This is a genomic window from Streptomyces sp. KL2, from assembly GCF_046529545.1.
In the GTDB taxonomy this organism is placed as follows: domain Bacteria; phylum Actinomycetota; class Actinomycetes; order Streptomycetales; family Streptomycetaceae; genus Streptomyces; species Streptomyces radiopugnans.
This window is the reverse complement of the sequence record NZ_CP127170.1, coordinates 3745001-3768898: the sequence shown is the minus strand read 5'-3', so window position 1 is coordinate 3768898 and position 23898 is coordinate 3745001. Positions and strand designations below refer to the sequence as shown.

Here is a 23898-nt window from a genome sequence, read left to right as displayed (position 1 = left end):
GTCCCGGCGGCGTCGCACGGGTGCCCGGGGTCGGAGGCGGCACTGCCTCCCGCGGGTGTCTCGCTGATCACGCGGCTAGGCTACCCCTCCTCGGCCGGGCCCCGTCATGGACAGTATGTGTACAAAACCGGGGGCCGGAATTGGACGTTGTGGACAGCATCCACCGGGCCGCGGGCGACACGGCGCACGGCGGTCTCAGTCCCCCGCGATCACGTGCTCGGCCACCTCCACCGCCTCGGTGAGGCTGTCCACCACCGGCACCCCGGCCGCCTCCAGGCTGCTCCTGCTGTGCGAGCCGCCGGTGTACAGCACGGCCCGCGCACCCACGGCGGCGGCCGCCACCGCGTCGTCCACCGCGTCGCCGACCACCACGGTGCGGCGGGGATCGAACCCGTCGAGCGCCGCCACGTGCGCCGCCATCTGCCGGGCCTTGCCGACGCTCGACCCGCTGCCGCCGCCGAGGTTCCCGTCGACCCGGACGAAGTGCTCCTCGATGCCGTGCCGGCGCACCAGCGGCACCAGATGGTCGTGCGGGGCCAGGGAGCACAGCGACTGGGTCAGCCCGGCCTCCCGCCGCGCGGCGAGCAGTTCCGCCGCGCCCTCTGCGAGCCCCACCTGCTCGATGCGCGCGAAGTAGTGCCGGTGGAAGACCTCGTCCATTCCGGCCCACTCCTCGTCGGTGGGCAGCCGGCCCATCAGCCGCTCGTAGAAGCGCGGCACCGGTACGCAGTACAGCTCCCGGTAGCGCTCCAGCGTGATGGCGGGCAGCCCTATCTCGGCGAAGGCGGCGTTGGTCGCCGCGATGACCGCGTCGATGTCGTGCAGCAGCGTGCCGTTCCAGTCCCACACGATGTGGGCTCTCCCCGTGCCCGAGTCCATACCCACGACGGTAAGGGCTGGGTGTGACAAGCGACAGACGCGGTCGGCGGGACGGGTCGGTGGGCCGGGCCTGCGGCGCCGGCCGGGAGCGGGCTCAGCCCAGCTCCCCCACGATGTCGCCGATCTCCTGGGTGGCGTACCACAGCAGCTCGTGGTCGTCCGCCCCGTCCACCGTGAAGCGGGCGTCGTCGTCGCCCTGGTCGGCCGCGCCCAGCGCCTGCGCCGCCGCGGCGACGTCCGCCTCGGCGTCGTCCCCGTCGACGTGTACGGCGGCGGCCCGCTCCAGCGGCACGGCCCGCTCGATGCGCACCTCGCCCAGCGCGGCCGGGTCCAGGCCCCGGTCCGGGTCGGCCACGGCCTCGCGGTCGGGCACGTCGACGGCCACCACGACCCGGCGGCGCGGGACGTCCGGGGCGACGGCCAGGAGCCGCAGCGAGGCCTGCGCGGCGCGGCCGAGCGCGGCGTACTCCAGTTCCTCGATGTCGTCCGAGACGTACCACTCGCGCAGCCCGGGGGTGACCGCGTAGGCGGTCAGCGGGCCGGGGCCGAGCTCGCCCGCCCGGTGCGCGGCCGCCAGGCCGGGCAGGGTGAGGGGGACATAGACGCGCATCGCCACCACTTTCGTGTAAGGCCGCTCCGGGTGTTCCGACAGCATACGGCGGCTTCCGCGCGCCGGACGCCCCCGGTCCCGGCCGGATCCGTCCTCCCGTCCCGGACGGACGGCGCAGGTCAGCGGCCTCGGCCGTCAAGCCCCGGCGACTCCTCCACCGGACAGGTGAAACACAGACGGCCCGCCGCCACCGTCCATCGGTCGTTGCCGCACCGCGGGCCGCCCAGTAGAAACCGGGATGGAAGTTACCGCCCAGTAAGCTGATCGGCGTGCGGAAGACCGCACAAGACCACGGGGAGAGACCATGCCGCCCACCAGCCGTACCGCCCCTCCCGGCCGCCGGGACTCCCGGCGGCCGGCCCGCTCGGCCCTGCTCGCCGCCAGGCAGCGCGAACGCGACCGGCTGCCGCCCTACTGGTTCGCACACCGGCTGGTGCTCGTCCTCAGCGGTCTGCGGCCGGTCCACCTGCTGCTCGGCCACACCCGCGACGAGGCGTACGAGCAGCTGGTCCGGCTCGCCCCGCTGACCCCGCTGCGGTCTGCGGTGACGGGCGGACCGGCTCCGGTGGTCCGGGAGGTCGGCTGGTCGCAGCCCCGTCCCGGCGCGGTCGAGGCGTTCGCCCGGATCGCCGCCGGCGACCGGCTGCGCGCTCTGGCCTTCCGCCTGGAGCGCTCCCGCGACCAGCGCTGGCTGTGCTCCGCCGTCGAGCTCGACACCGTGCCCTGACCGCCCCGGCCGTCCCGAACGGTCGGGCCGGCAGGACCATCCCGACCGGTCCGGCCGATGCGACCGGTGCGCCCCGACCGCACCGCGCGGGACGCGGGGGCCCGTGCGGTGCGGGAGACGCCGCGGGGCCGGGCGTCCTCCTCGGACGCCCGGCCCCGAACCGGCCCCGAACCGGCCCCGGAGCGGACCGCCGGCCGCCGTGCGGCGGCGGTCGCCGGGTCACTTCTTGCGGCGGCGGCCCTTCTCCTTCTGCGCCCTGCGGCGCTCGGCGCGGGTCATGCCGTCCGCGGGCGAGCGGACCGGGCCGCCGTCCTCACCGCTGGCGAAGTCGCCCTCGACGACACCTCCCTCGCCGTCCACGGTCGGCGCGGAGAAGTGCAGCCGGTCCGGACGCTGCGGGGCGTCCAGGCCCTTGGCCCGGATCGCCGGGCGCCCGCCCGCCGCGACGGCCTCCTCCTGCGGGGCCTTCTCCAGGGAGGGGGCGGGCCCGGCCTCCTCGACCGGCACCTCCTCGACCTGCTGCTCGACCTGGACCTCCAGGTTGAACAGGTAGCCGACGGACTCCTCCTTGATGCCGTCCATCATCGCGATGAACATGTCGTAGCCCTCGCGCTGGTACTCCACCAGCGGGTCGCGCTGCGCCATGGCGCGCAGGCCGATGCCCTCCTGGAGGTAGTCCATCTCGTACAGGTGCTCGCGCCACTTGCGGTCGAGGACGGAGAGGACCACGCGGCGCTCCAGCTCGCGCATGATCTCCGAGCCGAGCTGCTTCTCGCGCTCCTGGTACCGCTCGTGGATGTCGTCCTTGATGGCGTCGGCGATGAAGTCCGCCGTGATGCCGTCGCGGCCCCCGGCGGCCTCCTCCAGGTCCTCGACGGTGACCGTCACCGGGTAGAGCTGCTTGAACGCGCCCCACAGCCGGTCCAGGTCCCACTCCTCGGCGAAGCCCTCGACCGTCTCGGCCTGGACGTAGGCGTCGATGGTGTCGTCCATGAAGTGGATGATCTGCTCGTGCAGGTCCTCGCCCTCCAGGACGCGGCGGCGCTCGCCGTAGATGACCTCGCGCTGCCGGTTGAGGACCTCGTCGTACTTCAGGACGTTCTTGCGGATCTCGAAGTTCTGCTGCTCGACCTGCGACTGCGCCGAGGCGATGGCGCGGGTGACCATCTTGTTCTCGATCGGGACGTCGTCGGGCACGTTGGCCATGGACATCACACGCTCGACCATCTGCGCCTTGAACAGCCGCATCAGGTCGTCGCCGAGCGAGAGGTAGAAGCGGGACTCGCCCGGGTCGCCCTGGCGGCCGCTGCGGCCGCGCAGCTGGTTGTCGATGCGGCGCGACTCGTGGCGCTCGGTGCCCAGCACGTACAGGCCGCCGAGCTCGGTGACCTCCTCGTGCTCCGCCGCGACGGCCTGCTCCGCGCGCTCCATGGCCCCGGGCAGGGCAGCCGCCCACTCCTCGGCGTTCTCCACCGGGTCCAGGCCCTTGGCGCGCAGCTCGGTCTCGGCGAGATCGTCCGGATTGCCGCCGAGCTTGATGTCGGTGCCGCGGCCGGCCATGTTGGTGGCGACCGTGACGGCGCCCTTGCGGCCCGCCTGGGCGACGATCGCGGCCTCACGCTCGTGGTTCTTGGCGTTGAGCACCTCGTGCGGCACGCCGCGCTTCTTCAGCTGCTGCGACAGGTACTCGGACTTCTCCACCGAGGTGGTGCCCACCAGGACCGGCTGGCCCTTCTCGTGCCGCTCGACGATGTCCTCGACCACCGCGTCGAACTTGGCGACCTCGGTGCGGTAGATCAGGTCCGACTGGTCCTTGCGGATCATCGGGCGGTGGGTCGGGATCGGCACCACGCCGAGCTTGTAGATCTGGTGGAACTCGGCGGCCTCGGTCATGGCCGTACCGGTCATGCCCGAGAGCTTGTCGTAGAGGCGGAAGAAGTTCTGGAGGGTGATCGTGGCGAGCGTCTGGTTCTCGTCCTTGATCTCCACCCCCTCCTTCGCCTCGATCGCCTGGTGCATGCCCTCGTTGTAGCGGCGGCCGGCCAGGATGCGGCCGGTGTGCTCGTCGACGATCATGACCTCGCCGTCGAGGACGACGTAGTCCTTGTCCTTCTTGTAGAGCTCCTTGGCCTTGATCGCGTTGTTGAGGTAGCCCACCAGCGGGGTGTTGACCGACTCGTAGAGGTTGTCGATCCCCAGCCAGTCCTCGACCTTGGCCACACCGGACTCGTGGATGGCGACCGTGCGCTTCTTCTCGTCGACCTCGTAGTCGCCCGTCTCCGGCTGCTGCTTGATCGGGTTGGCGGGCTCGCCGCGCTCCAGCCGCCTCACCAGCTTGGCGAAGTCGCCGTACCACTTGGTGGCCTGGTCCGCCGGGCCCGAGATGATCAGCGGGGTGCGGGCCTCGTCGACGAGGATCGAGTCGACCTCGTCGACGATCGCGAAGTTGTGGCCGCGCTGCACCAGCTCGTCCTTCGACCACGCCATGTTGTCGCGCAGGTAGTCGAAGCCGAACTCGTTGTTGGTGCCGTAGGTGATGTCGCAGGCGTACTGCTCGCGGCGCTGCGACGGGGTCATGTTGGCGACGATGCATCCGACCGTCAGGCCCAGGAACTTGTGGACCCGGCCCATCAGCTCGGAGTCGCGCTGGGCCAGGTAGTCGTTGACCGTGATGAGGTGGACGCCCTTGCCCGACAGGCCGTTGAGGTACGCGGGCAGGGTGCCCACCAGCGTCTTGCCCTCACCGGTCTTCATCTCGGCGACGTAGCCCATGTGCAGGGCGGCGCCGCCCATGATCTGCACGTCGTAGTGGCGTTGGCCGAGTACGCGCTTGGCCGCCTCGCGGACCGTCGCGAAGGCCTCGGGCAGCAGGTCGTCGAGGGACTCTCCGTCGGCGAGGCGCTCCCTGTACTCGTCCGTGAGCGCCCGCAGCTCGGCGTCGCTGAGGTTGACGAAATCCTCTTCGATCGACGACACCTGGTCCGCGATGCGGTGCAGTTTGCGCAGGATCTTGCCTTCACCTGCACGCATGATCTTGCCGAAGACGGACACGTAGGCTGGCTCCTTGCCGGTCGGGCCGGGCACGGTCTGGGTGCTCTGGCACGGCGGGCCTCTTCCTTGCGTCGGGCCCAGCCGCACCGGCCATCGTATGCGAGGGGCACCGGCCCCTGTACCCCCCAACGTGCCGGAGACTCGGAAGGTGCCGGTTCCGCCCGATTGGATGACCGGCACAATCTCCTCCATGCGACCCGTCACCCTCGGCACCGAGCGCCTCGTGCTGCGTCCCTTCGAGCCGCGGGACGTTCCCGCCGTCCACGCCGCCTGCCAGGATCCGGACATCCTGCGCTGGACCACCCTCCCCGAACCGTACGAGCGGCGGCACGCGCAGGAGTTCGTGCTCAGCATCGGCCCGGCCGGCTGGCGCGAGGACACCGCGTACAACTTCGGCGTCTTCACCAGGGACGGGGAGCTGACCGGTTCGGTGGGGCTGGTGCGCATCACCCCGCCCGGCCCGGAGGGACGCCTGGCGGAGCTGGGCTACTGGACGGCCAGGGAGCGGCGGGGGCGCGGATACGCCGTGGAAGCCGCGCGGGCGGTGGCCGACTGGGCCTTCGGCGAGCTGGGCGTGGAGCGGCTGGAGTGGTTCGCCGAGGCCGGGAACACCGGGTCGCGGGCCGTGGCGGAGCGGCTGGGCTTCGTGGTGGAGGGCACCTTGCGGGCGCGGATCACCTTCCGCGGGACCCGGCGGGACGCGTGGGTGGCGTCGCTGCTGCCCTCCGACTGGGGGCGGACGGCGGCCGTGCCGTACCTGCCCGCGCCGTAGCGCCCGCGCACCCGCGGGCCCCGGCCCCCGCAGGCCACGGGCGCCGGCCGCTTCCGGGCCCTGTTGTCGGTGCCAGGCCCTATCGTCGGCGCATGACCACCGTCTCACTCTCACTCTCCGCCGACGAGGCCCGCCGGATCGCGCTGCGCGCGCAGGGACTGCTGGGAGCGCCGGACCGCCGGGCCGGGGTGCGGGGGATGCTGCGCCGCCTGGGGGCCGTGCAGCTGGACACCATCTCGGTGCTGGCCCGCTCCCACGAACTGGTGCCGTACGCACGGCTGGGAGCGGTCGGCCGCGACACGGTGGAGGCGGCGTACTGGACGGGAGGGCACGCCTTCGAGTACTGGTCGCACGCCGCCTGCGTCCTGCCGGTCGAGGAGTGGCCGTACTTCGCCTTCCGGCGCCGGGCGTTCCGGGCCAGGGGGCACCGCTGGCACCGCATGGAGGACTCCGAGCGCTCCTGCGCCGCCGTACGCGACCGGCTGAAGGCCGACGGCCCGCTGACGGCCACCGAGCTGGGCGGCGCGAAGAACGGCGGCGAGTGGTACGACTGGTCCGAGACGAAGATCGCGGTGGAGTGGCTGCTGGACACCGGCGAGGTGGTCTGCACCGAGCGGCGCGGCTGGAAGAGGGTGTACGACCTGGCCGAGCGCGCCGTCCCCGGCGAGCTGCTCCACGACGATCTGACCGACCACGAGTGCCTGCGCCGGCTGGTCGCCCGGGCCGGTGCGGCGATGGGCGTGGCCACCCGCGCGGATCTGGCCGACTACCACCGGCTGAAGGGCGAGCAGGTCGACGCGGTCGTCGCGGAGACGGGTCTGGTCCCGGTGGAGGTGGCGGGTTGGGGAAAACCCGCCTGGGCGGACCCTGCGGCGCTGGAGGCCGAGTCGTCCGGGGGCCGGGGGCGGCACCGCACCACGCTGCTGTCGCCGTTCGACTCGCTGATCTGGGATCGCAGGCGCACCGAGAGGATCTTCGGTTTCACCCACCGGCTGGAGGCGTACGTGCCCAGGGCCCGGCGGATACACGGCTACTTCGCGATGCCGCTGCTGTCGGGGGGACGGCTGCTGGGCCGGGTCGATCCGGCTCGCGAGGGGAGGACGCTGGTGGCGCGGCAGGTGTCGATGGCGGGAGGCGGGGCGGTGGAGCCGATGGCCCGGGCGCTGCGGGAGGCGGCGGACTGGGTGGGCTGCGACGCCGTCCGTGTCGAGCGCTGCGACGACCCGGCACTGGCCTCGGCCCTCACCACCGCCCTCGCCGCGGCCGTCGGCTGACGCGCCCGCCGCCTTTGGGACGTTCGGCACCTCCGGAGCGCCTGTGCCCGGTGTGCCCGGCACTGCCGACGCGGCCCGGGCCCCACCGCGGGCCGCGTCGGCAGTGCCGGGTCGCCGCGGGGCCGGGCCGCCTCACCTGATCTCCAGGATCTTCTCCCGCATCGCGTAGACCACGGCCTCCATCCGGGAGTGGAGCTGGAGCTTCTCCAGGATGTTGCGGACGTGGTTCTTGACGGTGTTCTCGCTGATGAAGAGTTCCTTGGCGATGTCGCGGTTGTTCATGCCGGTGGCGACGAGCTTGAGCACCTCCAGCTCCCGGTCGGTCAGGCGCGGCGCGGGCACCAGCCGCTTCTCGTCGGTGCGCTGGATCATCGACTTGAACTCGGTGAGGAGCTTGGCCGCCATGGACGGGCTGATCTGCGACTGCCCGTCGGCGACCGCGCGGATCGCGGTGGAGACCTCGTCGGTGGAGATCTCCTTGAGCAGATAGCCGGTGGCCCCGGCCTTGATCGCGTCGTAGAGGTCGGCCTCCTCGTCGCTGATCGTCAGCATGATGATCTTCGCGCTGGGGGCCACCTCCTTGATCGAGGTGCATGCCTCGATACCGCCGCGCCGGGGCATCCGCACATCCATCAGCACGATGTCGGGCAGCAGGTCCGCGGCCTTGTCCACGGCCTCGGCCCCGTCCCCCGCCTCGCCGACGACCTCGATGTCCTCCTCCTGCGCGAGGACGATCTCCAGCCCGCGTCTGAAGAGGGCGTGGTCGTCGACGACCAGGACCCGGATGGGCTCCTTGCGCAGGCCCTCCGCGCCCGCGTCCGCGGGGGCGGCACCGCGGCCGCCGTCCCGCGCGCCGGGCGTCACGGGCCCGAAGCTGTCCGCCATCGTTCCTCCCCCTGCAGCCAGGCTACGCAGCGCCAACCGGCCGATGCAGGGCACCGGTTGGACATGGCCATGATTCCATGCCCCCGCCCCCGGCCGAATTCCTCGTTCGGCCGGGGGCGGGTCCGGTTCGCGGCGTCAGCGACTGTTATCAGCCACCCAGAGCGCCTCCGGCGCCCTGCGGTGCCTCCTCCACGAACGGGTCGGGTTCCAGATGGATGACGCCGTAGTCGTAACCGTGCCGCCGGTAGACGACGCTCGGCAGCTTGGTCTCGGAGTCGACGAACAGGTAGAAGTCATGCCCGACCAGCTCCATCTCGTACAGGGCCTGGTCCAACGACATCGGGGCCGCCGCGTGGGTCTTCTCCCGGACGACCAGAGGGCCCTCCCCCTGGACCTCCAGTGGTCCCACCCTGGTGGTGACGGGCTGTTCCTCGGCCGCCGTGCGCTGCGGTCCGAGCCGGCCGTCCTCGCCGATGGTCGCCGCGTTCGGCACGGTCACGGCCACGTCGCGCGCCGGAATCCGGTGGTGGCCGTTCCCCTTCCGCGCGGAGACCCGCTTCTCGTGCTGCCTGCGCAGCCGCGACTCCAGCTTCTCCGTGGCCAAGTCCAGCGCCACGTACGGGTCGGCCGCCGCCGCCTCGGCGCGGATCACCGGACCACGGGAGCGCAGCGTGATCTCAACCCGGTCGGAGCGGTCGGCCTGACGCGGGTTGGGCTCCTTGGACACCTCGACGTCGAGGCGGATCGCCTTGGCGTCGATCTTCTGGATCTTGTCCAGCTTGAGCTTGTCGACCACGTGCTTGCGGAACCGCTCCGGCACCTCTGTCTTACGGCCCTTGACGACGATGTCCACGCAGAACTCCGTTCCCGGGCGCCTCCGCGGCCTGAGCGGCGGAGCACGCCCTTTGTGCACCGAGTCCGGAAGATGCGGGCCCCTGCCCGTCACCGTCCGGCCCTACGTCGGGTTGCGACTTTCACCTCCTCCTCCCCAGTCGGGAAGATCGCCACCCTCCCGTTTCCGGGAGAATGAGCAGCAAAGCCGGGCGAACGCCGTGCAGCGCACATGTCCCGCCGTACGGAACGACCTTCGCCATTCCTCACAACCGAACCTACCTCCGCCGGGGGAAACTCGGCACCCCCTGTCGGCACGTACCTCCGGTCGCGGGCGGCTTCGCCCTCACGCCGGGAACGAGGCGCTCCCGCCTGCGGTTCCCCGCCCGTACGGACCACACTGCCCACTCACGGCCGGGGTACGCCCCGCGAACCGCCTGCCGGGCGAGCGTCCGCACACCGGTGCGGGACCCGGGGGCGGCGAGACCGGGCGAGAGGCGAGCGGACCCCGCCGGCGCCTCACCGGCACCTCACAGACGTCCCGGCGGGCGCGGCACTAGCGGGCGCCGGGCCGCGAGGCCGCCACCACCGCCGCGCCGACCACCCTCCCGCCCGCCCCGCCGAGCGCCCGCGCCGCCTCCGCGAGCGAGGCGCCCGTGGTCACCAGGTCGTCCACCACGACCACGGGACCCTGCTCCAGCAGCCGCCCCGCACCGGCCGCCGTGTCCAGCGCGCCGGCCAGATTGGCCAGGCGCTGCCGGGCGTCCAGCCCCGTCTGGTCCGCCACGGCACGCCGCTGCCGCAGTACGGGCAGGACCCGCGCCCTCCGCCCGCCGCGCCTGAGCTCTCCGGCCGCCGCCAGCGCCATCCTCCGCACCGGGTCGTGGCCGCGCGCCGCCACCGAGCGCCTTGCGGAGGGCACCGGCACCAGCAGCAGCGGCCCCGTACTCCCCCGTGCCGCCGCCCGCACCGCACCGGCCAGCACCGCCCCCAGCGGTGCGGCCAGCCGCAGGGCGCCGCGCTCCTTGTGCGCGAGCAGCACCGCCCGTACCTCGTCGGCGTACGCCAGGCACGCGTGGACCGGCGGCAGGCCGTCCGGCGGCGGATCCGGTCGCACCCGCCACGGCCGTGACCCGCTCAGCAGCTCCCGGCACCGCGCGCACAGGCCGGTGCGCGGCAGACCGCACCCGGCGCAGTCGGCCGGCAGCACCAGGTCGGCCAGTTCCCGCCACCACTCCCGCATACCGAACACACCGGGACGACTACCCAGGGTAGGCGGGCATCGATCCCTTGTCCGTGACCAGTTCCCACTCGGCGCGCTCGAGCCGGGCGATGCCCTCCCCGGTGTCGGCCAGCAGCGGCTTGTCGCCGTTCTCCGAGGCCGCCACCCCGGTCACCCCGTTGAGCCCGGGCAGCGTGGAGGGGCCGGCCGACGAGCCGTCCGTCGCCGTGTAGCGCAACTGCTGCACGCCCTTCGCCTCCCGGCCGACGACCACCAGCCTGCTGTCGCCCGCCCAGGAGGCGTCCAGCACCTCATCCATCCGCGGAGCGATGGGCCGCAGGCCCTCCACGGTCGCCGTGGGGCTCCCGTCCTCGGACTCCTCCCGCTCGATGCGCCCGAGCCGCAGGGTCGTCCGGCCCTCCTCGCTGATCAGCAGTGCCATGCGCACGCCGTCCGAGGAGACCCGCAGCGCCTCGATCCGGCCGCGGCCGAGACCGACCACCTCGACCTCCTTCGCCTCCTCCTGGCCTCCGCGCAGCCACAGCAGCCGGGACCTGTCCGGATCGCGGTCGGCCACCCACAGATCGCCGAGCCCGTCCCAGCTCGGAGTCGTCAGCCCGTCGCTCTCCCGCTGCGCACCACTGGTCACGACGGGGGCGCCGAGCCCGGTGTCGGCGGTGAGCGGGGCGACGAACAGCGACCGGCCGTCCAGCGACACCCCCGCACCGCGCTTCTCGTCCCGGCTCACCGAGACCGCGCCCATCCGGATCTGCCCCGCACCGAACGGGCCGTTGACGGGCGCGGTGCGGTCGCCGTCGCCCAGCACCACGGCCAGCCGGTCACGGTCGTCGACGAAGTACTGGCCGCCGCCGTCGCCGCCCAGCCGGCCCGGCGCGTACGCCTCGGCCTCGTCACGGGTCAGGGAGCACAGCTCCGCACCGCCGTCGCCCCGGGTCAGCCGGACCCGGGAGGTCCTGGCCGACACCTGGCCGTCCACGGTGTGCAGCACCTGGGCGGCCATCCGGTCGCACTGGGCGCTCCCCACCCCGAGCGGACGCTCACGTCCCTTCCCGTCGCGTACGACCAGCGGAACGGTGAGCGTGCCGGAGTCGTTCGGGGAGAGCTTCGTGCCACCGGCGAGCCGTGTGCCCTCGGGGAAGGCCGAGCCGACCACCGGGGCCAGCCAGCCGGTCGGGCCGTCCAGCAGCGCCTCGACCGCCTCGGTCAGCGGGTCTATGCGCTCCCGCACGTAGACCGGATCGGCGACCAGGACGTCCTCGCCCCGCGTCACCGCGCCGGTGTCCGGGCCCAGGTCGGCGTAGTGGTAGGTGTTGACCGACTCGTAGTTGCGCTCGAAGTCGGCCTCGGCCACCACCAGCCCGTCCGGCAGCCGGTCGATGCGCCACTCGCCGCCGACCCGGACGAGGTGGAACGTCTCCCGGTACGTCCCGTTGCTGGGCCGGTGGGCGTGCTCGCTGTCCACCAGCGCGACGGTGGGGCCGGTCACCTCCAGGGTGGTGCCGTCCTCCTCCTCGCCGGTGGAGGAGCGGCCGGGGGCGAGCACGGTGGGGGTGACGCCGAGCACCGTCGTACGGGCGAAGGGATCCCAGCTGTGCGCGGCCCTGCCGGTGAGGTACTCGCGGGCGGTGGCGAACCCCGGCTCGTCGCTCGTGGTGGCCTCCAGGAAACCGCGCACGATCTGCCAGGGCTGCGCGCCCTTCCGCGGGCTCACCCCGAACACCCGCGCCTGGGAGTCGGTGTCGGCCCGGGAGGAGGGGTCCACCCTGCGGACCTCGCCTTCGGAGGGCATGGACGCGCACCCGGCGAGCAGCAGGACGAGGGCGCCGAGCACCGCCGCGGACCTGCGGCGCGTACGGGGGGAGCGGGGAGGACGGAAGCCCTCCCGGGAGCGCTCAGTCGCCCTGCCGTTCACCATGTCCACCCTGCTCCTCCATCGGCTCCTCCGGCCCCTGCGCCGTCCGCCTCCGCATGTCCGGCTCCCCGCCGCCCGCGGTGCTCCCGCCGTCCCCGGCCTCCCTCGGTGGTGCCGCCACCGCGCCACCGGGCCACCGGTGCGGCTCCTGCACGGGCCCCCGGGACGGGGCCGGGGACGGTACGGAGGCGCGCGCCCCGCCGGAAGCGGCCCGGGCCTCCTCCCTCCGCCGGCGGGAGTCGGCCGGCTCCAGGGGGATGGGGGAACCGCGCAGCGGCTGCCCCGCGGTCCGCGGAATGGTCAGCCGGAACTGCGAACCGCCGCCGGGCTCGCCCCATGCCTGCAGCCAGCCACCGTGCAGCCTGGCGTCCTCGACCGCGATGGACAGGCCCAGGCCGGTGCCGCCGGTGGTGCGGGCACGGGCCGGGTCGGCACGCCAGAAGCGGTTGAAGACCCGGTTGGCCTCGCCAGGCTTGAGCCCCACGCCGTAGTCGCGCACCGCCACGGCCACCGCGCCGTCGCCCGAGGCGAGCCGGACCACGATGTCCCGGCCCTCACCGTGCTCGACCGCGTTGACCACCAGGTTGCGCAGCACGCGCTCGATACGCCGGGCGTCGGCCTCCGCCATCACCGGCCGCTCGTCGCCGTACACCAGGAAGCGGCTGCCCTTGCGCTCGGCGAGCGGCTCCGCACCCTCCAGAACGCGCCTGACCACATCGCGCAGATCCACCGGATCGGCCTCCAGCGCGGCCGCCTTGGCGTCGAAGCGGCTGATCTCCAGCAGATCCGCCAGCAGCGACTCGAAGCGGTCCAGCTGCCCCAGCAGCAGTTCGGCCGAGCGGGCCGTCACCGGGTCGAACTCGCCGCGCGCCTCGTGGATGACATCGGCGGCCATCCGCACCGTGGTGAGCGGGGTGCGCAGCTCATGGGAGACGTCCGAGACGAAGCGGCGCTGCATCCGGGACAGCTCCTCCAGCTGCTGGATCTTCGTCTGGAGGTTCTTCGCCATCTTGTTGAAGGCCTCGCCCAGCCGGGCGATGTCGTCCTCGCCGCTGACCTTCATCCGCTCCTGGAGACGTCCGGCGGCGAGCCGCTCGGAGATCCTGGCGGCCATCCGGACGGGGGTGACCACCTGGCGAACGACGAGCCAGGCGATGGCTCCCAGCAGCACCACCACGAAGACCCCGGCGGTGGCGAGGGTGCCCTTGACCAGACTGAGGGACTTCTCCTCCTGCTGGAACGGGAAGAGGTAGTACAACTGGTACGGATCGCCGTTGGGGTCGTTGAGGCGCTTTCCTATCACCAGCGCGGCCTCGGTCCGGCCGCCCTCCAGCACGATCGTGCCGTACTGCTCGTGGGTGTCGGGGCTGTCGTCCAGCGCCGCACGGAGCTGCGGCGACACGCTCTCCTCGGGCTTGAGGTCGAAGGACGCGCGGGGCCCGTGGTTGCCCGAGCCCTCCCCCGTGCCGAAGGTGTCCGGCCCCTCCTCGGAGCTGAGCGCCACCAGGTAGTAGACGCCCTGGCCACCGCTGGCGAGCTGCGTCACCAGGTTGTTCAGCCAGGTGCCGGTGTCCTGGCGCCCGTCGCGGCTGTTGCCGGTGCCACCTTGGGCCACGTCGTCGGCCGCGTCGTCGGCCAGTTGCTCGGCCACCGAGAAGCCCCCGGCGGCCTGACTCCGCGCGGCCTGCTGTTTGGCGTCCAGGAGCCCGTTGCTGACCTGGCCGATGACGACCAGGCCCAGCAGCAGGACGACCGCGAGGGACATCAGCAGCGTGGCGGTCACCACCCGCAGCTGGATGTTGCGCCGCCACAGCCGTGCCACGGCCAGCAGCGGGCGTCGCACCCAGCGGACGAACATCCGGAACAGAGGGTGCGCCCGGCTGCCCGTCGCCCCTTCGGACAGCAGCCCGTCCGGGAGGAATCGACCGCCACGCCACATGTCAGCTTGGTCCGGCCTTGTACCCCACGCCGCGTACGGTCACCACGATCTCGGGCCGCTCCGGGTCCTTCTCGACCTTGGAGCGCAGCCGCTGCACATGGACGTTGACCAGCCGTGTGTCCGCCGCGTGGCGGTAGCCCCACACCTGCTCCAGGAGCACCTCGCGGGTGAAGACCTGCCACGGCTTGCGGGCGAGGGCCACCAGCAGGTCGAACTCCAGGGGGGTCAGCGCGATGGACTGCCCGTCGCGCTTCACCGAGTGCCCCGCCACGTCGATGACCAGGTCTCCGATGGCGAGCTGCTCGGGCGCGGGCTCCTCCGACCGCCGCAGCCGCGCCCGGATGCGGGCCACCAGCTCCTTGGGCTTGAACGGCTTGACGATGTAGTCGTCGGCCCCCGACTCCAGACCCACCACCACGTCGACGGTGTCGCTCTTGGCCGTGAGCATGACGATCGGCACCCCGGACTCGGCACGGATCAGCCGGCACACCTCGATGCCGTCCCGGCCCGGCAGCATCAGGTCGAGCAGCACCAGATCGGGCTTGGTCTCGCGGAAGGCGGCGAGGGCCTTGTCTCCGTCCGACACGAACGACGGTTCGAAGCCTTCGCCGCGCAGCACGATGCCGAGCATCTCTGCCAGTGCGGTGTCGTCGTCGACGACCAGGACGCGTCCCTTCATGCGTCCATCATCCCATTACCCGATCGTGACTTTTCCCGGGGTGACGGTGAGGGCGAGCACAGCTCGGCCAGCGCGTCCCCCGTGACCGGTGAGACCACGCCCCGCTCGGTGACGATCGCGGTCACCAGTTCCGCCGGAGTGATGTCGAAGGCCGGGTTGTACGCCTGCGCGCCCAGCGGAGCCACCGGGATGCCGCTGCCCGGCTCCGCGCCGGCCCCCGGCACCGTCGGCGGCGCGAACTCCGTCACCTCGTGGCCGGGACGCTGCTCCACCTCGATCGACCCGCCGTCGGCCGTCTCCAGGTCCACCGTGGTCACGGGCGCCACCACCACGAACGGCACGTGGTGGTAGCGGGCCAGCACCGCCAGCGGATAGCTGCCGATCTTGTTCGCCACCGAGCCGTCGGCCGCGATCCGGTCCGCGCCGACCAGCACCGCGTCCACCTCGCCCGCCGCGAACAGCGAACCGGCCGCGCTGTCCGGGAGCACCGTGTAGGCCATGCCCTCCCGGGCCGCCTCGTACGCCGTCAGCCGCGCCCCCTGGAGCAGCGGCCTGGTCTCGTCCACCCACAGCCTGCGCAGCTCGCCGGCGCGGTGCACGGCCCGCACCACACCGAACGCGGTGCCCCCACCACCGGAGACCAGCGCCCCGGTGTTGCAGTGTGTGAGGACGCGGTAGCCGCCGCCCGGCAGCAGCTCGCCCAGCAGCGCCCGGCCGTGCTCGGCCATCCGCACGCTCGCCTCGGCGTCCTCCCGGTGCAGTGCGCGGGCCTCGGCGAGCGCCGCGGCGGCCGCCCGCTCGTATCCCGCACCGCCGTCGGCCGCAGTCCGGAAGGCCCGCTCGGCCCGGCGCACCCCGTACCCGAGGTTGACCGCGGTCGGACGCGCGTGCCTGAGCTGCTCGGCCGCATCGGTCACGTCGTAGCCGCGGGCGGCGGCCAGTGCGACACCGTACGCACCCGCCAGCCCCAGCAGCGGCGCCCCGCGCACCGCAAGCGAGCGGATCGCCTCCACCAGTGCGGGCACATCGGTGCAGACGAGCTCGACCTCCTCGGCGGGCAGCCGGGTCTGGTCGAGCAGCACCACCACCGGCCCCTCAGGAGGTTCCTCCCAGCGCAGCGCGGGAACGGGAACCGGTGCGTCATCGGGCGCCGAAGCCGTGGATCGTTCCTCAGTCTGGTCAACCATTCGGACAGTCTGCCCCTTCTCCCGACCATCAGTCGAAGGCAACCGGGAGCCACAGGGCCCGCTCCGTTCCGCGGCGGCCCATGGCACGATGGCTGCCAACCAGCCGATACATCCCCACGGACAGGCCGCGAGAACACGAGGTGAACTGCTGTGAGTGACTCTCCGGGCTGGGTCTCGCCCGGATCCTCCCCTTCCGATCCTCCCCCCGCCTCCGGCGGGGGCGCATCCGGTGGCGGTACTTCCGGGCAGCCCACCGACAAGGTGTCCATCGACAAGGCCCCACCAGCGCAACCGCCCACGAACTGGTCGCCACAGCAGCCGCCCGCCGCCCCGCAGGGCTGGGGCGCGCCTCCTCCCCCGCCGCCGGGCGGGCCCGGCTGGGGAAACTGGAACCAGCCGCCCGCGGCCAAACCCGGTGTCATCCCGCTCCGCCCCCTGGGCGTGGGCGAGATCCTGGACGGGGCGGTCTCCACCGCACGGGCCCACTGGCGGACGGTCCTGGGCATCTCGCTCGCGGTCGCGATCATGATCCAGCTCGCCTCCACCGTGGCAACCGGCGTCTGGATGCGGGACAACAGCGGCCTGCAGGCGCTGGAGACCAAGGCGGAGCCGACCACGGACGAGGTCCTGGACGCCCTCAGCGGTACGTTCAGCGCCCTGGGCGTCGAGTTGCTGGCCTCCCTGGTCGGCACGGTCATCGCCACCGCGATGCTCACCGTGGTGGTCAGCCGTGCCGTTCTGGGCCGCCCGGTGTCCACCGGAGAGGCATGGCGCGACTCCCGGCCGCAACTCGCCCGCCTGCTCGGACTGACGCTGCTGGTGGGACTGATCGTGGTCGGTGCCGTCACCCTGGGTCTCCTGCCCGGCATCCTCCTCGGCGTGGCGGGTTCGGAAGTGGCCGGAATAGGCATCGGCCTCCTCGGCGGCCTCGCGGGCACCGTGGCGGCCGTCTGGCTGTGGGTCCGCTACTGCCTCTCCGCTCCCGCCCTGATGCTGGAGCGGCAGGGCGTCCTCGCCGCCCTCCGGCGCTCCGCCAAGCTTGTGCGGAACTCCTGGTGGCGCATCTTCGGCATCCAGCTCCTCACGGTCGTGCTGGCCTTCATGATCAGCATGATCATCCAGCTTCCCGCCTCCCTGCTGGCCCCGGTACTGAGCGGCGACGGCATCGACAGCTTCATGACCGGCAGCGTCGCCGACATCACCTGGACATACCTGATCGTCGTCGGCATCGGCGCGGTACTCGCCTCCACCATCACCCTCCCGCTCAGCGCGGGCGTCACCGCCCTCCTCTACATGGATCAGCGCATCCGCCGCGAGGCCCTCGACCTCGAACTCGCCCGCGCCGCGGGAGTTCCCGGCTACGAACGGCCCGCCGACGGCACCACCCCGGGGAACTGATGTGGTGACGCGGTCCGAGGGCATGCGCACGGCGGTACGGGAGGCCCCGTTCGCCGTGCGCTCCGACGACTCCGACGACGGGGTTCCGGTGACGATCCCGCGCGTCCCGGCGCGCGAGGCCGCCGAGGACGAACTGTCCAAGCCCATGTACCACGAGAACGACCCGAGCCCGCTGCGGCGCCTCCTCGACTGGGTGTGGGAGCGGATCGGCGATCTTCTCGACGCCGCCGCCGGGGCCACGCCCGGCGGCTGGGTCGGCCTCACGGTCGTCGCCCTGCTCGTCGTACTCCTCCTGGTCGGCCTGAGGCTGCGCATGGGCGCACTGCGCCGCACGCCCGGATCCGCCGGACGCGGCGAACTCTTCGACGACCGCCCGCGCAGTGCCGACGAGCACCGCGCCGCGGCCGAGCGGTACGCCTCCGCCGCCCGCTGGAGCGAAGCCCTCCAGGAGAGGATGCGCGCGCTCGTCCGCTCCCTGGAGGAACGCGCCCTGCTCGACCCGCGTCCCGGCCGCACCGCCGACGAGGCCGCCGCCGAAGCCGCCCGGGTCCTCCCGGACCACACCACGGGCCTGTACGCCGCCGCCCTCGCCTTCGACGAGGTCACATACGCCGGGCGGCCGGCCGACCAGGCCGCGTACCTGCGGCTGCGGGACCTCGACGAAGCCGTCCGGCACAGCAGGCCCCACCTCGCCGGCGGCCGTCCCACCCCCGCGGCCCCCGGCGGAGGCGCCGTATGACGACCGCACCGCCCACCCCGTCCAGTGCCGCGGCCACCCCGGTATCGCCCACCGCACGCCAGCTGTGGGGACGCGCCCGCGGCCTGCTGCTGGCAGCGGCCGTCCTGGCGCTGGCCGGCCTGGTCATCGCCGCCCTCCGCTCCGGGGAGCAGTACGGACTGCTCGACCCCCGCTCCGCCGACCGCTACGGCAGCCGCGCCACCGCCGAACTCCTCGCCGACCGCGGCGTGGACACCACCGTCGTCACCGGCATCGCCGAGGCCACCGAGGCACTGGGCCCCGACACCACACTGCTGGTAACCGACCCCGACCTGCTCAGCGCGCGTCAGCAGTCCGCGCTGCGCGCCGCCGCCTTCGACAGCGGAGGCCGCACCGTCCTGCTGGCCCCGGGCCCCGCCTCGCTGGGCACCCTGGCCCCGGACGTACGCGCCGTGGAGCCCGCCTCCGTCGAGGTGCTCGGCCCCGGCTGCGACGCCCCGTACGCCCGGCGCGCGGGCGCGGCCGAACTCGGCGGCATCACCTACACCACCTCCGCCTCCTCGGTCGAGGCCTGCTACCCCAGCGGCGAACTGCCCACACTGCTGAGGCTCCCCGCGGAGACCGGCGACGGCGACACCGTGGTGCTCGGTGCCCCGGACCTGCTGTACAACCACCGTCTCGACGACCACGGCAACGCCTCGCTCGCCCTGCAACTCCTCGGCTCCCGTCCTCATCTGGTCTGGTACCTCCCCTCCCTGGACGACGCCACCGCCACCGACGGCGGCGACGAGAGCTTCTTCGACCTCATCCCCTCCGGCTGGCGGTGGGGCGCCCTCCAGCTCGCGATCGCCGCGGTCCTCGCCGCCCTCTGGCGGGCCAGGCGCCTCGGCCCCCTCGTCCCCGAACGGCTGCCCGTGGCTGTCCCGGCGTCCGAGGCGACCGAGGGCCGCGCCCGCCTCTACCGCCAGGCGAACGCGCGCGAACGCGCCGCCGAAGCGCTGCGCTCGGCCACCCGCGCCCGGATCGCCCCCCTCGCCGGCGTACCCACCGCACAGGCACACCGTTCCGAGGCCCTGTGTCCGGCCGTCGCCGCCCGCACCGGAGACGACGGCATCCAGATCCACAGCCTTCTGTTCGGCCCGGCCCCCGCCGACGACGAAGCCCTCGTCCGGCTCGCCGACCGGCTCGACCTCCTCGAACGCCGCATCACCCCATCTCCGAGAGACAAGGACCGCACCCCGTGAGCGCCCCCTCCGCAGACAGCGCCCGCGCCGCCCTCGAGGCTCTGCGCAGCGAGATCTCCAAGGCCGTGGTCGGCCAGGACGCCACCGTCACCGGACTTGTCGTCGCCCTGCTCTGCCGCGGGCACGTGCTGCTGGAGGGCGTCCCGGGTGTCGCCAAGACCCTCCTCGTCCGCGCCCTGGCCGCCACGCTCGAACTCGACACCAAGCGTGTCCAGTTCACCCCCGATCTGATGCCGAGTGACGTCACCGGATCGCTCATCTACGACAACCGCACGGCCGAGTTCTCCTTCCAGCCCGGTCCGGTGTTCACCAACCTCCTCCTCGCGGACGAGATCAACCGCACCCCACCGAAAACCCAGGCATCCCTGCTCGAGGCCATGGAGGAACGGCAGGTCACCGTCGAGGGCACCGCGCGCAAGCTCCCCGACCCCTTCCTGGTGGCCGCCACCCAGAACCCCGTCGAGTACGAGGGCACCTACCCCCTCCCCGAAGCCCAGCTCGACCGCTTCCTGCTCAAGCTCCAGGTCCCGCTGCCCTCCCGAGAGGAGGAGATCAAGGTGCTCTCCCGGCATGCCGAGGGCTTCGACCCCCGTGACCTCGCCGCCGCCGGCGTACGCCGCGTGGCCGGCCCCGCGGAACTCGACGCGGCGCGGGCCGCGGTCGCAAAGACATCCGTCTCCCCCGAGGTCGCCGGCTACGTCGTCGATATCTGTCGTGCCACCCGCGAATCCCCCTCGCTCTCCCTGGGCGCCTCACCCCGCGGCGCCACCGCACTGCTGTCCACCGCACGCGCCTGGGCCTGGCTCACCGGACGTGACTACGTGACCCCCGACGATGTGAAGGCGCTCGCCCTGCCCACCCTGCGACACCGCATCCAACTGCGCCCCGAGGCCGAGATGGAGGGTGTCACCGCGGACAGTGTGATCTCCTCACTGCTCGCCCATGTCCCCGTGCCCCGCTGAGGCGACGCGAACCGACCGATGGCTCTCACCGGACGTACAGCCCTCATCGCCGCCCTCGGCGCGCTTCTCGTCGGCTTCCTGCTCCCGAGCTGGACCGGCCTGCTCGCCGTGGAACTCACCCTGCTGCTCGCAATTCTGTACGACCTGGGACGCGCGGCACCAGTCCGAAAGCTCCTTTTCACCCGTTCCGGTGATACATCAGTTCGACTCGGTGAGCCCGCCGAAGTCCGGCTCACCGTCACCAATCCCACCGGACGCCCGCTCCGCGCGCACCTCCGCGACGCCTGGCCGCCCAGTGTCTGGACGGCCGGCTCCGAGATCGCCGCCTCCCGGCACCGGCTGACCGTACCCGGCGGGGAACGCCGCCGCCTCACCACACAGTTGCGCCCCACCCGGCGCGGCGACCACCACGCCGCCCGCGTCACCGTGCGCTCGTACGGCCCGCTCGGCCTCGCCGCCCGCCAGGGCAGTCACTCCGTCCCCTGGACGGTGCGCGTCCTGCCCGCCTTCACCAGCCGCAAGCACCTTCCCTCGCGGCTCTCCCGGCTCCGTGAACTCGACGGGCGCACCAGCGTCCTCACCCGCGGCGAGGGCACCGAGTTCGACAGCCTTCGCGAGTACATCCCCGGCGACGACACCCGGTCCATCGACTGGCGTGCCACCGCCCGTCAGAGCACCGTCGCCGTCCGCACCTGGCGCCCCGAACGCGACCGCCGCATCCTGGCCGTCCTGGACACCGGGCGCACCTCGGCGGGCCGGGTGGGCGACATCCCGCGCCTCGACGCCGCGATGGACGCCGCCCTGCTGCTGGCCGCCCTCTCCGCCCGCGCGGGTGATCGCTTCGACCTTCTCGCCTACGATCGCCAGGTGCGCGCCGCAGTCCAGGGCCGCACCGCCCACGACCTGCTGCCCGCACTGGTCAAGGCGATGGCACCGCTCGAACCGGCACTGATCGAGTCCGATGCCCGAGGCATGGCTTCGACCATCCTCCGCAACGCTCCTCAGCGCTCCCTCGTCGTCCTGTTCACCGGCCTCGACCCCTCCCCCGTGGAGGAGGGCCTGCTCCCCGTACTCCCTCTCCTCACCCAGCGCCACACCGTCTTGGTCGCATCGGTCGCCGACCCCCGCATCGAGGAGATGGCCACCGCACGCGGCACACTCGACGCCGTCTACGGAGCCGCGGCCGCAGCCCGGACACAGGCAGAACGCCGCCACACCGCGTCCCGGCTCCGCCGCCGCGGTGTCACCGTCGTGGACGCCGTCCCCGACGAGCTCGCCCCGGCCCTGGCCGACGCCTACCTCGCCCTCAAGGCCGCCGGCCGCCTCTGAGCTTTCGACGACGATGCCCGGAAAGAAGCTGCACGTAGGCCGGTGAACGCGAAAGCCCCGGGGTCGGTATCGACCCCCTCCGGTGCTCGTTCAGAAAAACCCGACGGCAGTGGAAAGCCGCAGCCCGACGGTTGTGCCCGTGCACGTACAGCCGGGCCCCAGCCTGCCGGTTTCCGGCTGTTCCCGGGACCGCCCGGCAGCAGCTTCCAGGGGCTGTGCCGCCAGTCCGGTCCCGTGCATCGCCCCGGGAATACCACGATCGCCACAGAACCGAGGGTGGTCCGCCATCCGTCGATGTCGGCAGCACGCCTCGTGGAAGCACAACGTGAAAAAGCCTCGGTCTCCGAGTCGAAACTCGAAGACCGAGGCTGAACAATCGTTCGGCGGCGTCCTACTCTCCCACACGGTCCCCCATGCAGTACCATCGGCGCTGAAAGGCTTAGCTTCCGGGTTCGGAATGTAACCGGGCGTTTCCCTCACGCTGTGACCACCGAAACACCATGACACACACGCAACCGCCGGCCAGACGGGTCGTGGTCTCAGAACCCACACAGTGGACGCGAACATCTACGGACAAGCCCTCGGCCTATTAGTACCAGTCAACTCCACCGGTCACCCGGCTTCCATCTCTGGCCTATCAACCCGGTCGTCTCCCGGGAGCCTTACCCCCTCAGTGGGGGTGGGAGTCCTCATCTCGAAGCAGGCTTCCCGCTTAGATGCTTTCAGCGGTTATCCCTCCCGAACGTAGCCAACCAGCCATGCCCTTGGCAGAACAACTGGCACACCAGAGGTTCGTCCGTCCCGGTCCTCTCGTACTAGGGACAGCCCTTCTCAAGACTCCTACGCGCACAGCGGATAGGGACCGAACTGTCTCACGACGTTCTAAACCCAGCTCGCGTACCGCTTTAATGGGCGAACAGCCCAACCCTTGGGACCGACTCCAGCCCCAGGATGCGACGAGCCGACATCGAGGTGCCAAACCATCCCGTCGATATGGACTCTTGGGGAAGATCAGCCTGTTATCCCCGGGGTACCTTTTATCCGTTGAGCGACGGCGCTTCCACCAGCCACCGCCGGATCACTAGTCCCGACTTTCGTCCCTGCTCGACCCGTCAGTCTCACAGTCAAGCTCCCTTGTGCACTTACACTCACCACCTGATGACCAACCAGGCTGAGGGAACCTTTGGGCGCCTCCGTTACCCTTTGGGAGGCAACCGCCCCAGTTAAACTACCCACCAGACACTGTCCCCGATCCGGATCACGGACCCGGGTTAGACATCCAGCACGACCAGAGTGGTATTTCAACAACGCCTCCACACACACTGGCGTGCATGCTTCACCGGCTCCCACCTATCCTACACAAGCCGAACCGAACACCAATATCAAGCTGTAGTAAAGGTCCCGGGGTCTTTCCGTCCTGCTGCGCGAAACGAGCATCTTTACTCGTAGTGCAATTTCACCGGGCCTATGGTTGAGACAGTCGAGAAGTCGTTACGCCATTCGTGCAGGTCGGAACTTACCCGACAAGGAATTTCGCTACCTTAGGATGGTTATAGTTACCACCGCCGTTTACTGGCGCTTAAGTTCTCAGCTTCGCGGCGCCGAAGCACCACTAACCGGTCCCCTTAACGTTCCAGCACCGGGCAGGCGTCAGTCCGTATACCTCGCCTTACGGCTTCGCACGGACCTGTGTTTTTAGTAAACAGTCGCTTCTCGCTGGTCTCTGCGGCCACCCCCAGCTCACCGTGCAAGACGGATCACCAGGCGTGGCCCCCCTTCTCCCGAAGTTACGGGGGCATTTTGCCGAGTTCCTTAACCATAGTTCACCCGAACGCCTCGGTATTCTCTACCAGACCACCTGAGTCGGTTTAGGGTACGGGCCGCCGTGCAACTCGCTAGAGGCTTTTCTCGACAGCATAGGATCATCCACTTCACCACATCGGCTCGGCATCAGGTCTCACCCTCGAACGTTGCACGGATTTACCTGCACAACGGGCTACACCCTTACCCCGGGACAACCACCGCCCGGGCTGGACTACCTTCCTGCGTCACCCCATCACTCACCTACTACCGGATCGGGCCGTCGGCTCCACCAGCACCACACCCCGAAGGATGCGGGCGGCTTCACGGACTTAGCATCACCGGGCTCGGCCCTTGCGCTCCACAGCGGGTACCGGAATATCAACCGGTTATCCATCGACTACGCCTGTCGGCCTCGCCTTAGGCCCCGACTTACCCTGGGCAGATCAGCTTGACCC

17 protein-coding genes, 2 rRNA genes and 1 pseudogene (1 of these 20 running past the window's edge) are annotated in these 23898 nt (G+C 71.8%); 8 read left to right on the top strand and 12 right to left on the bottom strand.

The genetic code is table 11. From position 1 onward, the window contains the following. Nucleotides 1-195: 195 nt before the first annotated feature. Nucleotides 196-879, bottom strand: a complete 684-nt coding sequence (locus QPK52_RS17035) for an HAD family hydrolase (protein WP_410538355.1) — start codon at nucleotides 877-879, stop codon at nucleotides 196-198. A gap of 94 nt (nucleotides 880-973) precedes the next feature. Further along, entirely contained in the window at nucleotides 974-1489 is a 516-nt protein-coding gene (locus tag QPK52_RS17030) for a DUF6912 family protein (RefSeq protein WP_410538354.1), read from the bottom strand. A gap of 304 nt (nucleotides 1490-1793) precedes the next feature. Here QPK52_RS17030 and QPK52_RS17025 point away from each other — a divergent pair, with 304 nt between their 5' ends. After that, the gene (locus QPK52_RS17025) at nucleotides 1794-2216 is read left to right on the top strand and encodes an Rv3235 family protein (protein WP_410538353.1); all 423 of its coding nucleotides are present in this window, start codon (nucleotides 1794-1796) and stop codon (nucleotides 2214-2216) included. Between the two features lie 219 nt (nucleotides 2217-2435). Here QPK52_RS17025 and secA read toward each other — a convergent pair whose 3' ends face one another. Then, a complete protein-coding gene (secA, locus tag QPK52_RS17020; RefSeq protein ID WP_410538352.1) occupies nucleotides 2436-5267 on the bottom strand; it encodes a preprotein translocase subunit SecA in 2832 nt (943 codons plus the stop codon). Nucleotides 5268-5457: 190 nt separating this feature from the next. Here secA and QPK52_RS17015 point away from each other — a divergent pair, with 190 nt between their 5' ends. Both QPK52_RS17015 and QPK52_RS17010 read left to right on the top strand, forming a co-directional pair. Beyond that, nucleotides 5458-6039 (top strand): GNAT family N-acetyltransferase, encoded by a 582-nt coding sequence (locus tag QPK52_RS17015; protein ID WP_410538351.1) that lies wholly within the window; start codon nucleotides 5458-5460, stop codon nucleotides 6037-6039. 92 nt (nucleotides 6040-6131) lie between these two features. After that, nucleotides 6132-7313, top strand: a complete 1182-nt coding sequence (locus tag QPK52_RS17010) for a winged helix-turn-helix domain-containing protein (RefSeq protein ID WP_410538350.1) — start codon at nucleotides 6132-6134, stop codon at nucleotides 7311-7313. A 132-nt stretch (nucleotides 7314-7445) separates the two neighbouring features. Here the strand turns inward: QPK52_RS17010 and QPK52_RS17005 are convergent, their stop codons facing one another. From QPK52_RS17005 to mtnA, 7 genes and pseudogenes are all read right to left on the bottom strand, one after another. Next, on the bottom strand, nucleotides 7446-8198 hold the full coding sequence (locus QPK52_RS17005) for a response regulator (RefSeq protein WP_410538349.1): 753 nt from the start codon (nucleotides 8196-8198) through the stop codon (nucleotides 7446-7448). A 148-nt stretch (nucleotides 8199-8346) separates the two neighbouring features. Further along, entirely contained in the window at nucleotides 8347-9051 is a 705-nt protein-coding gene (hpf, locus tag QPK52_RS17000) for a ribosome hibernation-promoting factor, HPF/YfiA family (RefSeq protein ID WP_410538348.1), read from the bottom strand. 552 nt (nucleotides 9052-9603) lie between these two features. Then, nucleotides 9604-10272, bottom strand: a pseudogene (locus QPK52_RS16995) (ComF family protein); the annotation flags it as partial. Between the two features lie 19 nt (nucleotides 10273-10291). Further along, complete coding sequence (locus QPK52_RS16990; protein ID WP_410538347.1) at nucleotides 10292-12187, bottom strand: LpqB family beta-propeller domain-containing protein; 1896 nt, start codon at nucleotides 12185-12187, stop codon at nucleotides 10292-10294. After that, a complete protein-coding gene (gene mtrB / locus QPK52_RS16985) occupies nucleotides 12165-14123 on the bottom strand; it encodes an MtrAB system histidine kinase MtrB (protein ID WP_410538346.1) in 1959 nt (652 codons plus the stop codon). The genes QPK52_RS16990 and mtrB overlap by 23 nt, the downstream gene beginning before the upstream one ends. Before the next feature lies 1 nt (nucleotide 14124). Then, a complete protein-coding gene (gene mtrA / locus QPK52_RS16980; RefSeq protein ID WP_014061181.1) occupies nucleotides 14125-14802 on the bottom strand; it encodes a two-component system response regulator MtrA in 678 nt (225 codons plus the stop codon). Then, the gene (gene mtnA / locus QPK52_RS16975) at nucleotides 14799-15989 is read right to left on the bottom strand and encodes an S-methyl-5-thioribose-1-phosphate isomerase (RefSeq protein ID WP_410538345.1); all 1191 of its coding nucleotides are present in this window, start codon (nucleotides 15987-15989) and stop codon (nucleotides 14799-14801) included. The genes mtrA and mtnA overlap by 4 nt, the downstream gene beginning before the upstream one ends. A gap of 150 nt (nucleotides 15990-16139) precedes the next feature. On the opposite strand from mtnA, the gene QPK52_RS16970 reads away from it, so the two are divergent. From QPK52_RS16970 to QPK52_RS16950, 5 genes are read left to right on the top strand one after another with little or no spacing between them, the layout of a single operon-like run. Beyond that, entirely contained in the window at nucleotides 16140-17387 is a 1248-nt protein-coding gene (locus tag QPK52_RS16970) for a hypothetical protein (protein ID WP_410538344.1), read from the top strand. A 22-nt stretch (nucleotides 17388-17409) separates the two neighbouring features. Continuing rightward, on the top strand, nucleotides 17410-18126 hold the full coding sequence (locus QPK52_RS16965; protein ID WP_410540361.1) for a DUF4129 domain-containing protein: 717 nt from the start codon (nucleotides 17410-17412) through the stop codon (nucleotides 18124-18126). Next, entirely contained in the window at nucleotides 18123-19349 is a 1227-nt protein-coding gene (locus tag QPK52_RS16960) for a DUF4350 domain-containing protein (protein WP_410538343.1), read from the top strand. The genes QPK52_RS16965 and QPK52_RS16960 overlap by 4 nt, the downstream gene beginning before the upstream one ends. After that, complete coding sequence (locus QPK52_RS16955) at nucleotides 19346-20311, top strand: AAA family ATPase (RefSeq protein ID WP_410538342.1); 966 nt, start codon at nucleotides 19346-19348, stop codon at nucleotides 20309-20311. Before QPK52_RS16960 ends, QPK52_RS16955 begins: the two co-directional genes overlap by 4 nt. 18 nt (nucleotides 20312-20329) lie before the next feature. After that, entirely contained in the window at nucleotides 20330-21640 is a 1311-nt protein-coding gene (locus QPK52_RS16950; RefSeq protein WP_410538341.1) for a DUF58 domain-containing protein, read from the top strand. Between the two features lie 378 nt (nucleotides 21641-22018). Here the strand turns inward: QPK52_RS16950 and rrf are convergent. Both rrf and QPK52_RS16940 read right to left on the bottom strand, forming a co-directional pair. Beyond that, nucleotides 22019-22135, bottom strand: a 5S ribosomal RNA gene (gene rrf / locus QPK52_RS16945). A 74-nt stretch (nucleotides 22136-22209) separates the two neighbouring features. Next, nucleotides 22210-23898 (bottom strand): 23S ribosomal RNA (locus tag QPK52_RS16940) (it continues 1433 nt past the right edge of the window).

Bases quoted from the DNA above. Each gene is read 5' to 3' on its own strand.
- QPK52_RS17035 (WP_410538355.1), bottom strand. From the start codon at position 879: ATGGACTCGGGCACGGGGAGAGCCCACATCGTGTGGGACTGGAACGGC.
- QPK52_RS17030 (WP_410538354.1), bottom strand. From the start codon at position 1,489: ATGCGCGTCTATGTCCCCCTCACCCTGCCCGGCCTGGCGGCCGCGCAC.
- QPK52_RS17025 (WP_410538353.1), top strand. From the start codon at position 1,794: ATGCCGCCCACCAGCCGTACCGCCCCTCCCGGCCGCCGGGACTCCCGG.
- QPK52_RS17015 (WP_410538351.1), top strand. From the start codon at position 5,458: ATGCGACCCGTCACCCTCGGCACCGAGCGCCTCGTGCTGCGTCCCTTC.
- QPK52_RS17010 (WP_410538350.1), top strand. From the start codon at position 6,132: ATGACCACCGTCTCACTCTCACTCTCCGCCGACGAGGCCCGCCGGATC.
- QPK52_RS17005 (WP_410538349.1), bottom strand. From the start codon at position 8,198: ATGGCGGACAGCTTCGGGCCCGTGACGCCCGGCGCGCGGGACGGCGGC.
- QPK52_RS16990 (WP_410538347.1), bottom strand. From the start codon at position 12,187: ATGGTGAACGGCAGGGCGACTGAGCGCTCCCGGGAGGGCTTCCGTCCT.
- mtrB (WP_410538346.1), bottom strand. From the start codon at position 14,123: ATGTGGCGTGGCGGTCGATTCCTCCCGGACGGGCTGCTGTCCGAAGGG.
- mtrA (WP_014061181.1), bottom strand. From the start codon at position 14,802: ATGAAGGGACGCGTCCTGGTCGTCGACGACGACACCGCACTGGCAGAG.
- mtnA (WP_410538345.1), bottom strand. From the start codon at position 15,989: ATGGTTGACCAGACTGAGGAACGATCCACGGCTTCGGCGCCCGATGAC.
- QPK52_RS16965 (WP_410540361.1), top strand. From the start codon at position 17,410: ATGCGCACGGCGGTACGGGAGGCCCCGTTCGCCGTGCGCTCCGACGAC.
- QPK52_RS16960 (WP_410538343.1), top strand. From the start codon at position 18,123: ATGACGACCGCACCGCCCACCCCGTCCAGTGCCGCGGCCACCCCGGTA.
- QPK52_RS16950 (WP_410538341.1), top strand. From the start codon at position 20,330: ATGGCTCTCACCGGACGTACAGCCCTCATCGCCGCCCTCGGCGCGCTT.